The organism is Desulforamulus aeronauticus DSM 10349 (genome assembly GCF_900142375.1).
Lineage (GTDB): Bacteria > Bacillota > Desulfotomaculia > Desulfotomaculales > Desulfotomaculaceae > Desulfotomaculum > Desulfotomaculum aeronauticum.
Genome location: NZ_FRAR01000006.1, coordinates 78661 through 93070 on the forward strand (window position 1 = coordinate 78661; position 14410 = coordinate 93070).

15 protein-coding genes are annotated in these 14410 nt (G+C 45.4%); all 15 read right to left on the reverse strand.

What is annotated here, in order from left to right; genetic code table 11:
* Positions 1 to 19: 19 nt before the first annotated feature.
* A complete protein-coding gene (locus BUA78_RS02720; protein ID WP_072910759.1) occupies positions 20 to 241 on the reverse strand; it encodes a DUF2273 domain-containing protein in 222 nt (73 codons plus the stop codon).
* Between the two features lie 23 nt (positions 242 to 264).
* Complete coding sequence (gene amaP / locus BUA78_RS02725; protein WP_072910760.1) at positions 265 to 804, reverse strand: alkaline shock response membrane anchor protein AmaP; 540 nt, start codon at positions 802 to 804, stop codon at positions 265 to 267.
* A 146-nt stretch (positions 805 to 950) separates the two neighbouring features.
* Entirely contained in the window at positions 951 to 1364 is a 414-nt protein-coding gene (locus BUA78_RS02730) for an Asp23/Gls24 family envelope stress response protein (protein ID WP_072910761.1), read from the reverse strand.
* 74 nt (positions 1365 to 1438) lie between these two features.
* Entirely contained in the window at positions 1439 to 2788 is a 1350-nt protein-coding gene (gene accC / locus BUA78_RS02735) for an acetyl-CoA carboxylase biotin carboxylase subunit (RefSeq protein ID WP_072910762.1), read from the reverse strand.
* A gap of 9 nt (positions 2789 to 2797) precedes the next feature.
* Positions 2798 to 4696, reverse strand: coding sequence for an acetyl-CoA carboxylase biotin carboxyl carrier protein (accB, locus tag BUA78_RS02740; RefSeq protein ID WP_072910763.1), 1899 nt, complete (start codon positions 4694 to 4696; stop codon positions 2798 to 2800).
* Between the two features lie 399 nt (positions 4697 to 5095).
* On the reverse strand, positions 5096 to 5713 hold the full coding sequence (locus BUA78_RS02745) for a SpoIIIAH-like family protein (protein ID WP_238456692.1): 618 nt from the start codon (positions 5711 to 5713) through the stop codon (positions 5096 to 5098).
* Positions 5710 to 6333 carry a hypothetical protein gene (locus tag BUA78_RS02750; protein ID WP_072910764.1) on the reverse strand — a complete coding sequence of 208 codons (624 nt, stop codon included), beginning with the start codon at positions 6331 to 6333 and terminating at the stop codon, positions 5710 to 5712. Before BUA78_RS02750 ends, BUA78_RS02745 begins: the two co-directional genes overlap by 4 nt.
* A gap of 131 nt (positions 6334 to 6464) precedes the next feature.
* Complete coding sequence (locus BUA78_RS02755; protein WP_238456693.1) at positions 6465 to 7097, reverse strand: stage III sporulation protein AF; 633 nt, start codon at positions 7095 to 7097, stop codon at positions 6465 to 6467.
* 17 nt (positions 7098 to 7114) lie between these two features.
* Positions 7115 to 8284 carry a stage III sporulation protein AE gene (gene spoIIIAE / locus BUA78_RS02760; RefSeq protein WP_072910765.1) on the reverse strand — a complete coding sequence of 390 codons (1170 nt, stop codon included), beginning with the start codon at positions 8282 to 8284 and terminating at the stop codon, positions 7115 to 7117.
* A gap of 12 nt (positions 8285 to 8296) precedes the next feature.
* Positions 8297 to 8683 (reverse strand): stage III sporulation protein AD, encoded by a 387-nt coding sequence (gene spoIIIAD, locus BUA78_RS02765; RefSeq protein ID WP_072910766.1) that lies wholly within the window; start codon positions 8681 to 8683, stop codon positions 8297 to 8299.
* Positions 8684 to 8814: 131 nt separating this feature from the next.
* Complete coding sequence (gene spoIIIAC / locus BUA78_RS02770; protein ID WP_072910767.1) at positions 8815 to 9015, reverse strand: stage III sporulation protein AC; 201 nt, start codon at positions 9013 to 9015, stop codon at positions 8815 to 8817.
* A gap of 31 nt (positions 9016 to 9046) precedes the next feature.
* Entirely contained in the window at positions 9047 to 9565 is a 519-nt protein-coding gene (gene spoIIIAB, locus BUA78_RS02775; RefSeq protein WP_072910768.1) for a stage III sporulation protein SpoIIIAB, read from the reverse strand.
* Positions 9559 to 10569, reverse strand: coding sequence for a stage III sporulation protein AA (gene spoIIIAA / locus BUA78_RS02780; RefSeq protein WP_072910769.1), 1011 nt, complete (start codon positions 10567 to 10569; stop codon positions 9559 to 9561). Before spoIIIAA ends, spoIIIAB begins: the two co-directional genes overlap by 7 nt.
* Before the next feature lie 835 nt (positions 10570 to 11404).
* Complete coding sequence (locus tag BUA78_RS02790) at positions 11405 to 13096, reverse strand: FAD-dependent oxidoreductase (protein WP_175548955.1); 1692 nt, start codon at positions 13094 to 13096, stop codon at positions 11405 to 11407.
* Between the two features lie 184 nt (positions 13097 to 13280).
* Complete coding sequence (gene pheA / locus BUA78_RS02795; RefSeq protein WP_072910772.1) at positions 13281 to 14399, reverse strand: prephenate dehydratase; 1119 nt, start codon at positions 14397 to 14399, stop codon at positions 13281 to 13283.
* Positions 14400 to 14410: the final 11 nt, after the last annotated feature.

The window sequence follows — 14410 nt, forward strand, 5'->3', positions numbered from 1 at the left end:
ATGAATTAATACGTAGCTGTCACCAACGGTCCCGAAAAAACCTGTTGAAAGCTCCCCGGAAATCGAAACTTTCATCCACCCCCTTACCAATGAAATAACCTAAGATAACACAAAGAACAACAAAAACAGCTTTAAAAAAGCCTAAAAATACCACAAGAAAACCGAACAATAGACCAAGGATAACCCCTAGGGCTTTCCCCCGGTGATTTTCTAGTATGTAACTAAGAAATCTTAACCACATTGTGTCCACCCTCCTCCGTTAGGTTATTCTACCCGAGGACGGGTGGTTGATATATTATCGACAATTACCTTGATTTCGCTTACTGTAATACCCGTTGTTTGGGCCAGATATTCTTGTACTTTTTGCTGAATTTCACGGCTAACCTCAGGTATGCTAATATCAGGGGTTACCACAGCCCGAATGTGTAAACCCATGCCCTTTTTATGCTCCACCACTCGGGGCTTAACTTCTTTAATCCCAGACATCTGGCCAACTGCTTTCTTCACTAAATTTTCAATGGCCAGTACAGAAATACGTACCTGTCCTAGCTTATAGTCATGAACCACAGCCTTGCCTGAATTATTTCGCCGAGTCAAGGATACCCAGAAAAGGCGCAACCCGATAAGGAGCAGTACGCCAAAAATAAGGGCAAGATACAGTTGTCCGTTATACACATAAGGACCCTGCCAAAGAAAATACAGGGGTTGTTGCCACCAACCAGAGATAATCATGAGCAACAACGAACTTAAAACCGTTGTTACTACGGTATAGATAATCAGTAAACCACGGTCAAAGGGGGTCATGCCACTCCCTCCTTTTACTATAATACTATATAGAGCACAAAAATAAAAGATTTTTTCCTAGAATACTATAGTTCTATTAAGTTATAAATATAAAATGCGGAACCAATGGGCACATTGGTTCCGACTGCGGTTAGTCATTTTTTCAATTATCTTACGCGATTTGGTTCTTCTTCTTTCTGCTCTGTGGTAGCGAAGGTTACTCCTTGTACATGGATATTTACTTCCACGACACTGAGGCCAGTCATACCTTCAATAGCCCGTTTTACATTCATTTGAATTTGCGTGGCTATATCAGGAATCCGTACACCAAATTCTACAATAACAAATAGGTCTACAGCGGCTTCCTTTTCGCCTACCTCCACCTTAACTCCTTTGGACAGGTTCTTACGTCCAAGCATCTCGGCAATGCCGCCGCCAATGCCACCACTCATACCGGCCACTCCAGGCACTTCGGTTGCTGCCATGCCTGCGATAATTCCCACCACATCATCGGCAATGCGAATACCACCCAGGCCATCCTGAGGAGTCATCACCACAATATCACGCTTATTATCTTCCATGGTACACCTCCATTTTTGCCATTATTGAGTCAACTGTATTATAGCATATTTTGGCAATTAATCACAACAAAGGCTTATTGTTCGGGTAAAATGCGTCTTTGAATAAAGTTAGTGTAAACTTCCCCACGTCTAAAGAAGGCATTATTTAGAACCTTTTTGTGAAAAGAAATGGTAGTAGGTACTCCTTCCACCACAAATTCATCCAATGCCCGCTGCATCCGACGGATAGCCTCATCCCGATCGCGGCCCCAAACGATTAACTTGCCAATCATAGAATCATAAAAGGGAGGGATCTTGTACCCGGTAAAGGCGGCACTATCTACCCGCACCCCAGGTCCCCCTGGGGGATGATATAACTCAATGGTACCAGGATGGGGCATGAAGTTTTTGTCCGGGTCTTCGGCATTAATGCGGCACTCCATGGCCCAACCGTCGATGCGGATATCGTTTTGACCATAACCCAGAGGTTCCCCAGCCGCTATACGAATTTGTTCTTTAAGCAAATCAATGCCGGTAATTAATTCGGTTACAGGATGCTCCACCTGAATACGGGTATTCATCTCTATGAAATAAAATTTGTTATGTTTGTCTAAGAGAAACTCCACTGTGCCCGCATTATAGTAGCCCACTGACTTGGCTGCTTTAACGGCTATGTCACCCATTTTTCGACGCAAGGAGGGCGATAGAGCCACTGAAGGGGCTTCTTCTATAACCTTCTGGTTGCGGCGTTGGACAGAGCAATCCCTTTCGCCCAGGTAGACAATGTTCCCTTCTTTGTCCCCCAACACTTGAAATTCGATATGGCGGGGTTGCTCTACATATTTTTCCAGATATACATCTCCGTTGCCAAAAGCGGCCTGGGCTTCGTTCCTGGCGGTGTTGATAGCTTTTACTAAATCTTCTTCGCTATGTGCCACTCGCATGCCTCGCCCGCCACCGCCGGCAGAGGCTTTAATTAATACCGGATAGCCAATCTCCTTGGCAGTTGCCACAGCTTCCTGCTCACTCTTAATGGCATCCTCGGAACCAGGCACCACTGGCACACCTGCTTTAATCATCGTGTTGCGTGCTAAGGCTTTGTTACCCATATATTCGATGGCATGGGGTGAAGGCCCAATAAAGGTAATACCACAGTCTTCACAAATACTTGCAAAGTTGGCGTTCTCTGCCAGAAAACCATAACCTGGATGAATGGCATCTGCCCCGGAGACTTCCGCTGCACTAATAATATTGGTGATGTTTAAATAACTTTTACCCGAGGGGGCCGGCCCAATGCAATAGGCTTCATCGGCTAGACGTACCGGCAAACTATCCCGATCTGCCTCGGAATAGACCATGACAGTCTTGATTCCTAACTCCTGGCAGGCACGGACAATCCGCAGTGCTATTTCTCCCCTGTTTGCTATTAAAATCTTTTTAAACATGTGCTCTCCCTACTTTTTCCTAATCAAGAACATTTTTTGTCCATATTCTACCGGCTGGCCATTCTCTACCAGAATTTCTACGATTTCTCCAGCCACTTCGGCTTCGATTTCGTTCATTAATTTCATGGCTTCAATAATGCATAAGGGTTGACCCATTTTTACAGTATCTCCCACCTTAACAAAGGGGTCCGCATCCGGTGCAGGGGACTGATAAAAAGTACCAACCATCGGTGCAGTAACCGGGATTAAATCCTCAGCAGGCTGAGCAGTTTCCACAGGGCTGGCTGTAACCATCGTAGTGGTTGGTAGTTCCGCAGCCTTACCTGCTTCGGTAACCGGTGCTACCGCAGGAGCGGCCACCGTGGCAGATACTTTACCACCCTTACGAATAGATACTTTTACACCATCGCTCTCTAAATCTATTTCAGTTATATCAGTTTGGTCTAATACTTTAATTAGTTCTTTTAATTCGCTAAGATTCACGTTTTTGGCCTCCTTGGTCCTCTTGGTACCACTAGCATCGGCTGGTGCCCCCGGTTTAACTGATTCTGCCTTACGCTGTGGTCCGGTTTCTCCCTTTTTACGGGCCTCGAAAAATTTACGGGCTACCTGGGGGAACATGGCATAGGACAGTACATCTTCCTGGCTAATGGCCAAATCTTTTATTTCTTCCCTTAGTTTATCCAGTTTGGGTTCCAGTAAGTCAGCAGGCCTGCAGGTGATGGGCTCCTTATCTCCCAAAACCTTACGGCTGATGGACGGGTCAATGGTAGCCGGGGGTTGACCATACCAGCCCTCGACATACATTTTCACTTCACCGGGTATCAGTTTGTATCGTTGCCCGGTGAGCACATTTAGCACCGCCTGGGTACCCACAATCTGACTGGTAGGGGTAACCAAGGGTGGGAAACCTAATTCTTCTCTGACGCGGGGAATTTCCTCCAGCACTTCATCCAAACGATGAAGGGCTTTCTGTTGTTCTAACTGAGATACTAGATTCGAAATCATACCACCAGGTACTTGATGTTCAAATACCCGCATATCGTTAATTCGGGTTACGCCGCGTTGCTGCCCCAGTTCCTTGCGGAGATCTTCAAAATATTGAGCTACCTCAAACAAGGATTTAATACTTAATCCGGTATCATAGGGAGTGCCTTTAAAAGCCCGGACAACTGTCTCAACCGGCGGTTGGGACGCACCAAATGCCATAGGAACTGAAGCAGTATCCACCACATCTACCCCTGCTTCAGCGGCTTTGAGATAAGCCCCCACAGCCATACCACCAATGTAGTGACAGTGCAGTTGCACCGGCACACTCAAATGAGCCTTAAAGAGTTTAACCAGTTCGTAGGACTTAAAGGGAGCCAACAGACCAGCCATATCTTTAATGCAGATAGAATCGGCACCCATTTCTTCCAAGCGAAGGGCTGTATCTAGATAGTGCTGAATGGTGTGAACAGGGCTGACGGTATAAACTACGGTAGCCTGCGCGTGGGCACCGGTCCGCTTAGTGACCTGTAATGCTTTTTCCATGTTGCGAATGTCATTGAGAGCATCAAAAATACGGATAATATCCATACCGCTTTCAACTGTTTTATGGATAAAAGCTTCCAGCACATCATCGGGGTAGTGCATATAGCCAAGCAATGATTGCCCCCGTAGCAACATTTGCAGAGGCGTGTTTTTAACATGTTTTTTAATCAGACGAAGACGTTCCCAAGGATCTTCATTGAGAAAACGCAGACAAACATCAAAGGTTGCTCCGCCCCATACCTCCAGAGAATGGTAGCCCATTTGATCCAGTTTCTCTAGAATGGGCAGCATATCTTCAGTGGCCATACGAGTAGCCCACAGGCTTTGATGCCCATCACGTAGAGTTGTATCGGTAATTTTTAAACGATGTGACATAAATTCCCCTCCCGACTAAAAACAATAGAAAACTCAGGTTATTATGCAAGTAAACAACCTGAGAGTGTTTGTCAATTGCTTAATAAAGACTGAATATAGCTACAATGTAAATTATATAGAAGGAGTGAGAATTTGGCTACCAAGTAAAGATAAGTATACAATATTTCTATGGCTCGTACCAGTGTTTTGGTTTTTGTACCAACTTTTTCTATGGTAGCAAAGAGTTACCGTAAAGTCAAAAGGTTGTTTGGCCATCGGCTTTTTGAGAAAGCAGTTGTTTAAGACTTCGGCTTTAAAAAAGTCTTTTTCTGTAGGTTAGTCAAATAATGTAAATTTTCGGGACAATAAAATTTTGGCAGAATTTTTAGGCCCATCTTCTAAACCAATGGCAAATAACCTTTAATACTTCGGTATTATCACGATATTCTGTGGACTAACCTGGGTACTGCGGGATACTAAGTCGGTAATCTTCATAGCATCCTCCTGATTAAGATCTCTCGATTGAATAACCACGGTAACGGTTTTCCCCTCTAGGAATACCACGGAATCTCTATAACCTTTAGCTCGGATGAGACTTTCGACTTCCAGCTCCTTTTGCAAAACATCACTAATTTGATACATTTGTTCCTGGGCTTTTTTACGAACCTCATGGTCAGAATCGGCATTGTTGATAATTTCCCGGGCAATTTCAATTTGCTGTCCCCTGCTTCTCTCCCGTTCTAACCGGTATTCCACAAAGAAACCGCTGCCTGTTGTCATTGCATCATCTATTTTAGCATTGTTCTCTTGTTTGTTCTCCTGCTTTACCTCCACTGCATTGCCAGAGGGCTTAGTGTCAGGCTTTATGAGAATGTCATCCTTTGTTTGTTTATCTGTTTTTTTCTCAACGCTAACAGAATTTGCCTGTTTAACAGCGTGGTTTACTTTATTCATACCACCCTGCCACCCTACGGCTAACAGCGCAACTCCTGCCACCGTTAATAGCCCCAGAAACCAATACCGCTTAGACATATTCATTCACCTGCCTTCCTGGCCATAACGATTACTTTATGAGATTCTACACCCAGTGCTACTTGGGTGGCCCGAAATAGCCGGGCCTTAACTTCGGGATCACTGGCCCCCTCCGCAACCACCAGTACTCCAGCTACATTGGGCGCAATCTCTCGGCTCATCACCGGAGTTTCTTCTCCATTACGAGTGACCAGCACCAGTTGTCCGGTATCGGTATCCTCTGTGAGAACTCGAGTACCACCGGACTGGTCCTTTTCCTGGGTGGTTTTCTTACCCGTGCTGGTATTTATTGCATATTCCGTTTGAGTGGATGTGTCTAAGCGTACTGTTACCTTTACCTTACCTGCACCTTCCACCTCTTCCAGCATTTTGCATACCTTTTCTGCTAGATAATCTTCCTCGGTGGCCATAGCCTTCTGTTCGGTTGTCTGCCTCTCCTGCTTAGCCACAGCATGCTCTTTTTCCGGGGTAGGAACTTTAGCAGCGTTGTCCTTTCCCAGCCCCCCTGCAAACAAGAGGCAAATACCAATCAACGCTGTGGCGGCCAACCATTTTAGTTTCTTGGCTTGTTCTTTGTGTGGTCCGTCGGAGCCTGGAGCTCCGAAAAGATTTTTGAGAAAGCTCATAGGGTTACCTCCTTTTGAATCGGCCTTAAACTCTTGGGTTTTGGATAAACCTTTACTCGTAGCCCCTAAAGATGGCCTAAGGCCAAAATGCTCCTAGCTAAAATCAACATAAATTACCTAATTACATCTGATTACTCCTGCCCCGCCCGCACTACTTGCACCTGCTCCACCGGAATGTTATAAAAATTTGCCACTGTCTGGGCTAGTTTTTTAGCTTGGTCACTGTTTACCAGAATGGTGCCCGTGCTATCCTTTACCGAACCATTGGTCCCCACGGTAATCTCCACAGGGCTCACCTTTTCTACGGTCTGAGAACCACCTTCAATCGGGGAATCAGAGACTTCTAACACCACACCGGCTAAACGGCCATATTCAGGATCCTCGGGGTTGCCGGTGGTTTTCACTTGTGCATTGGTTACGTTTAAGTCTTTTTGTAATCTTGCCAGGGCTAATACTTGTTTTGCTAAACCCTGCTGGTACTCTGTCAGAGCCTGTTCTTTGTTTTTACTAGCCAATCTCTGTCCCTCCCCGATAATGGTTGCTAGGGGAGGACCCGGGGAGTTTTGTTGTAAAGCAGGTAAGGCAAACTTAAAATCCTGTTTTACCAGAGTAGCACCCGCTTCCAGCACCACTACAATTACCAGCAGGCCCATCACCAGCTTGACATAGTCATGCATAATACTGCTGGGTAGCAACATTTCAATAAATACCGTCATAACGATGATGATGACTAAAACCTGTACCAACGCCTTGATACTTTCCAACTCATCACCACCCCTCTTTACCGTAACATGGTCATTAAATCACCCATTCCCACAATAATGGTAATGGCGAAGAAAAACAGCAACCCTACGGTGGCCACCGCTGCAAAAACCGACAATAGACTTTTTCCTAAGCCAGTGAGACAGTCGGCCATTTGCTTGTCCCCCACCGGTTGAATCAGGGCTCCGGCCAGTTTATAGACAAAAGCCACCGCAAAAATCTTTAGCATCGGTAAAATAGTCAAGATAAAAATGATAATGACACCGACTATACCCACAGCATTTTTGATTAATAACGAAGATCCGATCACGGCATCCAAAGCATCGGAAAACATACCACCTACCACAGGAATAAAGGCATCCGTGGCAAACTTAGCCGTCCGAATTGCTACTCCGTCCGTTACCGAACCGGCCACTCCTTTAATGGCAAAAACACCCAGGAAGATTGTCGAGCAAAGTCCCAATACTGTCATGGCTACGGTTTTCATTAGATCCGCCAAACGAGATACCTGAAATTTCTCGGAGAAATAACTTAAAATGTTTAGTACTGCCGAGAAGAAAAGCAAGGGAAACACAATTACTTTAATGACTGTGCCAATCACCGTGATGGAACCAAAAATAATAGGATGGAAAATCGCCGTAGAAGCCACTCCTCCCATGGCAGCTAACAGAGTAAGTAGCAACGGCAACAGTGCCTGCATGAAGAGCACCATCGTATCGATAGCTTCCCGGCCAATATTCAATGCTAAGGTAAAGGAACCCACCGCCAAGGTCATTAGTACCATGTAGCTGACTGCATAGGCCAGTTTACCAGTTGTTCCCTTCTCAAAAGAAGACATTACGTTTTGCAATACGGCACAGATAACCGCTAAAACCACTAATTTTCCCAGCAGAGAGCTGTTAGCTACCACTTCTTTAAACAAATACTTAAATAAGCCGGTGAAGATATCGGATACTTGTACATCCACATCTCCTTTAATAACCTGAAGCACTAATTCTTTAAAGTTTAGCTCCGGTATGGCTCCTTCAATTTCTTCATTCAGATGATCTATAAATTCCTCCAGCTTGCCTATCTCCAGTTCAGCCAACTGCCCCTCTGGACTGAGGACCTGCTGTTCCGGTGCTGCTTGTACAGGAATTGGGGATAACAGCAAACAAAAGAGTAGCGTGATATAGAATATTCTAGGCATCCGATCTCCACCTTAAGGCACCAGTTTTAGTAAGGACTGTAAAACGGCTACGATAATGGGTACTGCCATTACCAAAACAATGATCTTGGCAGCAAACTCAATTTTAGAAGCTAAAGCACCTTCTCCAGCATCACGGCAGATTTGGGAACCAAAATCCGCAATGTATGCCACGCCGACAATTTTTAAAATGGTTCCCATGTACACCATGTTGACATTGGCCTGACTGGATAAATCTCTAAAAATGCTAAATACTGCAGTAATTTGCGGCAGCATAATGATAAAAATGATGATGCCAGCCGTCATGGTTAGTAATGTGGCCATGGGTGGTTTTTGGTGGCGTAAAATAATCGCTAAAACGCAAACCACCATGCCCAATCCGACAATTTGAAAAATGTCCATACCTCGACACCATCCCTTGACGCCCGCTTATACTATTTTTCATTTAAAATGCGGACAAATGTTTGTCCGCAACAGCGGAAAATAGTATCTACTAATCCGCTTTATGGGAACTAATTAAATGCAGATTAGTATTAAAACAACTTGAAAACTGATTTCACTTGGTCGAACAGGCTGCCCAGCAATTGAACCACCCAAAAAAGCACTACCGTAAGTCCCCCTAGGGTAGCCAAGATCGCGTAGTCATCCTTTTTATATTCCTTTAACAGGGTACTGAGTACGGCAGTCAATAAACCTACACCGGCAATTTTAAAAATGAGGTCGATATTGCCCATATTTTTCTCTCCCTCCACATTTCCTGATTAACTAGATGAAGATAAGCACCAAAGTAAGTCCCCCCAGGAAACCCAGGTAATTATAAACCTTGGTATTTCTCTGCGAGTCATCCTCCGCCTTAGCCTGCTCCAGTTTAAGCTGCTCCCTGGTCAGGGCTAAATGTTTTAATTGATCTTCCCGATCGGAAACCCCCAGGCTGTTGCCCAGTTCCAGCAGGATGGTACGATCACTCCTGTTGAGAGCTGACTTAGGATAAAATTCCTTGAGAGCTGTTTCCCAGGACTCCCTGGCGGTAATGCCCCGCAGAGTTAGCAATTCCTCGCTGGCTCGGTTAAACAGCAAAGCAATCCGTGGATCACAACGCTCTGCCACCAAGGCCAAGGCCTCCGGTAGAGGGGTCGCCCCGTAAGACACTTCCGTTTCCAGCATCTGCAGGGCATTTAATAACGCCCGAATTTCCATGGGCCGCCGACTGTAGCCACTAGCCACTGTCATACCGATCAAGGTGCAGGAGAAAACGACTGCCGCGGCTCCCAATAATTTCAGCATAACTTCACCCCCAACGACCGTAGGGTCTGGCCGTCAATAATGTCTTCCACCGTTCCCACACCTCTGGAGCGGCCCAGTATAACAAACCGCTGAAAGGCTTTAATTTGAAACAAATATTGCAGTGCCGGTCGGTCTGCCAATTCCTCCAGGGAAGAACCATGGATGGTTGTCAGAACTTTAATACCGGCATTAATCACTTCTTCCAGTGCAGCAATGTCTTCCTGGCGACCAATTTCATCCGTCGCAATCACCGTGGGTCCCATGGAACGCAGCAGCATCATCATACCTGCCGCCTTCGGACAGGCATCCAGCACATCGGTACGAGGGCCAACCTCCCGTTGGGGCACGCCCCGGTAACAGCCTGCAATCTCGGAACGCTCGTCCACCACTCCCACCGTAGCTCCCGGAAACCCCAATTCCGGCACCCCCGAGCTCAACCGCCGGACGAGATCCCTTAGCAGGGTAGTTTTACCACAACGAGGCGGTGACACCAGCACGGTATGAAAAAATCTACCGTCCGGCGCTATCAGATAAGGCAGCACCCTGTCTGCAGCTCCTAGCACGGCCCGGGAAATACGAAAATTAAAACTGGAAATGTATTTAATATTTTTTACCCGTCCTTGTTCGGTGAGCACCTTACCGGTAATACCCACGCGATGCCCGCCGGGCAAGGTAATAAAACCGTTTCTTAATTCCTCTTCTAAGGCATAGAGAGAGCTTCTGCTTACCAGTTGAGTAACTCGTTCAATGTCTGTTGCACTAACCTGGTAGGCCCCTACTTCAGAATCCAAAATTGCACCTTGGTGAGAAACGTAACCATCTCGCTGAGCTAGACCTAACATAAGTGGGCGCCCCTGGCGAACACGTATTTCTTCAACAGAGTTCTTAATGGCCACCGGCAAATTACTTAGAATATCACGTAGGCTGGGGGGTAATAAAGTGAGTACTTCATCCAACATTGTTTGTTCGGCATCCAGCACCTGCATTGGCCTTAAGATTGACATAGTTTGTCCCTCCCTATGTTATACATATTGGCTAATGCTCCAAATTATTCCATTTTAAGGTAGCCAAAAACAAAAAAGAGTGCCTTAAAGGCACCCAATCATAGATTTTTTTATTTTTGTGCTTTGCTTACTTCTTCCACCAATCTTTCTATATCCATACTATTAGGTGCTATTAGGTGTCAAGAGAACCGTCCCCTTGACACTAGACACTATATTTACATTTTAGTTCAATAGTGCTACTATGCTCAAAAGGGAGGGGGGGCAAATATCTTCCTATGAAGTCTTTAAAGCCAACAGATATACTAACCGCAATTTTAATTGTACTTTTTCTGACGGGATACTATTTTTTAACGAAATATATTCTCAGCTATTCTTCTACACATTTCAATTATCTGCCTGTATATATTTGGAAAATAGTTTGGACATTCCTGTTAACTATTCTTTTTTCGATAGACTACATCAAAATATTGATTAAACCTGGCAAATTAAAAATTAATTTTGTTTATTTAATCTTGGCCTTACTCATGTTGACACTGTTTATACCTAGGACACCACTCTTTTACTTCTTTTATATTAGCCCTGGTATAGAATTACTATTTCTTGTATTCTGGTATAGCTTAATTCGAACTTTTTATAAAACTGCTGACTCTTAGAAAAACTTGTCTTGCACCAAGTCTTTGACGTACCCTATAGGGCATAACCTAAAGGTCACAACCTATAGGGGCAGGCAAAAACTTTAGTTTTTCTTATACTTTCGTCAATAGAAATTTTATACTTTCTGAAAGTGTTAAAAAGGTCCTGTGCGAAGTTTCGCACAGGACCTTTTGGTTATTTCCTATTCATCCATATCAAAGGACCAGCCTTCCATGCCGGCTTCCATAAATTTTACATCTTTAAACCCAGCGCCCTCCAAGATGCGAGCTGCTTCATAAGCCCGGGAACCCATAACACAGACAGTAACAATTTCCTTATCCCGGGGTACTTGATCCAGTTTATCTCTTAGATCACCCAAGGTAAGCTGCTGCACCCGGTCATCCTCAATGTGGCGCATGTTAAACTGCTGGGGAGTACGGACATCCAGCAAAAGAAAGTCCTCGCCGCGCTCCAGCTTTGCTTCAACTTCTTCAGGAGTATAGGTTTTGGCCACACCCGCCAACTTGTTCTTTAAGGTGTTGCCAGTGTGTACCATAGGATCAATGGGTGTGTTGAAAGGAGGTGCGTAGCCCAGATCCAGTTCCAACAGGTCATCCAGGGTGCCACCGTATTGAATCATGGTAGCTACCACATCAATCCGCTTGGCCACTTCACCTTGGCCAAGGCCTTGGATGCCTAAAATCTTGCCGGTATTTTTCTCGACAATCATTTTAAACAACACTTTATTGCTGCTGGGATGATAGTGAGTCATATCAAAGGTGGAAACCCGAACAGTCTCAATATCATATCCTAAAGCACGGGCCTGAACTTCACCGAGGCCAGTGCGAGCCACATTCACATGCATGCAATGCAGTACACCGGTACCCAGGATACCCTTAAAGGTGGATTTGCCACCTGTCACGTTGTCACCCACCACACGCCCTTGGCGATTAGCATAGGTAGCCATGGGAGCAAAGACTTTCTTGCCGGTGATCAGATTGGTATTCTCGGCACAATCACCCAAGGCATAGATGTCGGGATCGTTAGTCTGCATATATTCGTTAACACTGATGGCTCCGGTTTCACCAATAGTAAGCCCGGCCTCTTGAGCTAGCTTCACATTGGGACGTACTCCCACAGCTAGAATAACAGCATCAGCATCAATGGCACTCTTGTCGGTGATAACACGGGTAACTTTGCCCTCTTCACCTTCCAAACGGAGTACTTTTTCGCCAAAGCGACCTTCAATACCCTGTTCGTAAAGGTTCTTATACAGGAGTTTGGCCATATCGGGATCCAGAATACCCGGTAGCATAGTATCTCTAAATTCCACTACGGTCACTGTACGCATGGGGTTAAATACCGCATCTAAGGCTTCCATGCCAATAAAGCCAGTACCGATAACCACTACATCGTTTACTTCACCGGCATCCATAGCCTGCTTAATCTTTTCAGCATCGGTTAAGTGGTTCAGGCGATAAACACCTTTTAAATCCAGGTTTTCAATGGGCGGCGTAATGGGATAAGCACCCGTGCCCAAAACTAGTTTGTCATATTCAAAAACTGTTTCTTCACCGGTATCTACATTGCGGGCAACCACTTTCTTATTGGCCCGGTCGATGGAGATGGCCTCCATGCCCAGAATTACGTCCACACCACGCTCCGCTTTAAAGAAAGCGGGGTCTCTCTTCACACCGTAGGCAGTGGAATACAAGTGGTCGAAATCATGAATTTGCCCGGAAAGATAAAAAGGCATGCCACACCCAGCATAGGATATGTGTTTTCCTTTTTCAAGAATGGTAATTTGAGCCTCAGGATCTAAACGGCGAGCTCTGGCGGCAGTCTTAGGACCTGCAGCTACACCACCGATAATAAGAATTTTTTTGCCTGACAAGAGTTTCTCCCCCATTTCGTAAAAAGTTTCAACAAATATATTATAAGGTCGTTAAATGCTTCGGGTCAATAAGATTGGAATTTACTCCAAATTAAGGTTTGATATTTTTACTAAAACTTATCTTTTACTACAATGCAAATATCTATTCTAAGTCTGGCTATGGCCGATATGCTAACTATTCCGTCTAAATTTGTACAAAATAATCTAACAATAATCTGTATGACTTTTCCACTACATCCGGGGAGAGACCCTGTTGGACAGCCAATTGGCGGATAGCTGCCACCTGCACCTGTTGTTCCTTTGGGGGAGAGGGCTCCTTGACAGAGCCTTGCTGCTGCTCTAATTCTCCCACCCTTTTCACCAGCTTAAGTCGTTTGCCAAGCAATTGTACCAACTGCCTGTCAATCAGATCAATATCTGACCGGAGAGACTGCAGAGTGGCCATTGACGGTTCTGGTTCCTGGCCCTGTAGCCGCCGGCTGGCCGGATAGCTCCCCAGAATGCTGATGCCCCGGCTTTCATCCGCCAGCTTTTGCAGAACCTCGGCAACCTCAGGCTGACAGCGATGGCCTTCCAGATCTATATAAAAAATGTATTCCCCTAAATATGTCTTAGCCGGACGGGATTCAATACGAGTTAAGTTAATCCCCTGCCAGGCAAATTCTTTTAGAATGCTGTGGAGTGCTCCTGGACAATCAATGGCGGAAACAGCCAATGAGGTTTTATAAGTGTCATTTTTCATAGGAACAGGCTCCGTGCCAATCACCACAAAACGTGTGCAGTTATGAGGCTGGTCCTGAATATTTTTATCAAGGATGGCTAAACCATATCTGTTGGCTGAAGCCAAGGGGGCAATGGCAGCCATGCCATGCCCCCCCTCTTCGACCAACCGCTTGGCAGCCAGAGCCGTACTTTCCACAGGCACTAATATTGCCTGCGGAAGATGGTTAGCCAAATATTGACGGCACTGGCTCAAAGCCTGAGGATGAGAGAGTACTGTCTTAATCTCCGATAGAGATCTCTCGGACGGGGCTAACAGGTAATGCGCTACCGGCAACATAAATTCTGCCTGTATCGTTACCTGGGGAGTTTCCAACAACAAATCCAATACTGGATTCACAGAGCCTTCAATGAGGTTTTCTATGGGAAGTATCCCCTCAGAACAAATCCCCTCTATAACGCTCCGACAAACATCCTCTAACGTATTACAAGGCACCAATTCTGCCTGTTCTTCTCCCAAATATTGTAGCGCCGCCTGATCAGAAAATGTTCCCCGGGGTCCTAGATAACCAATTTTTCTCATTTTATCCCCCA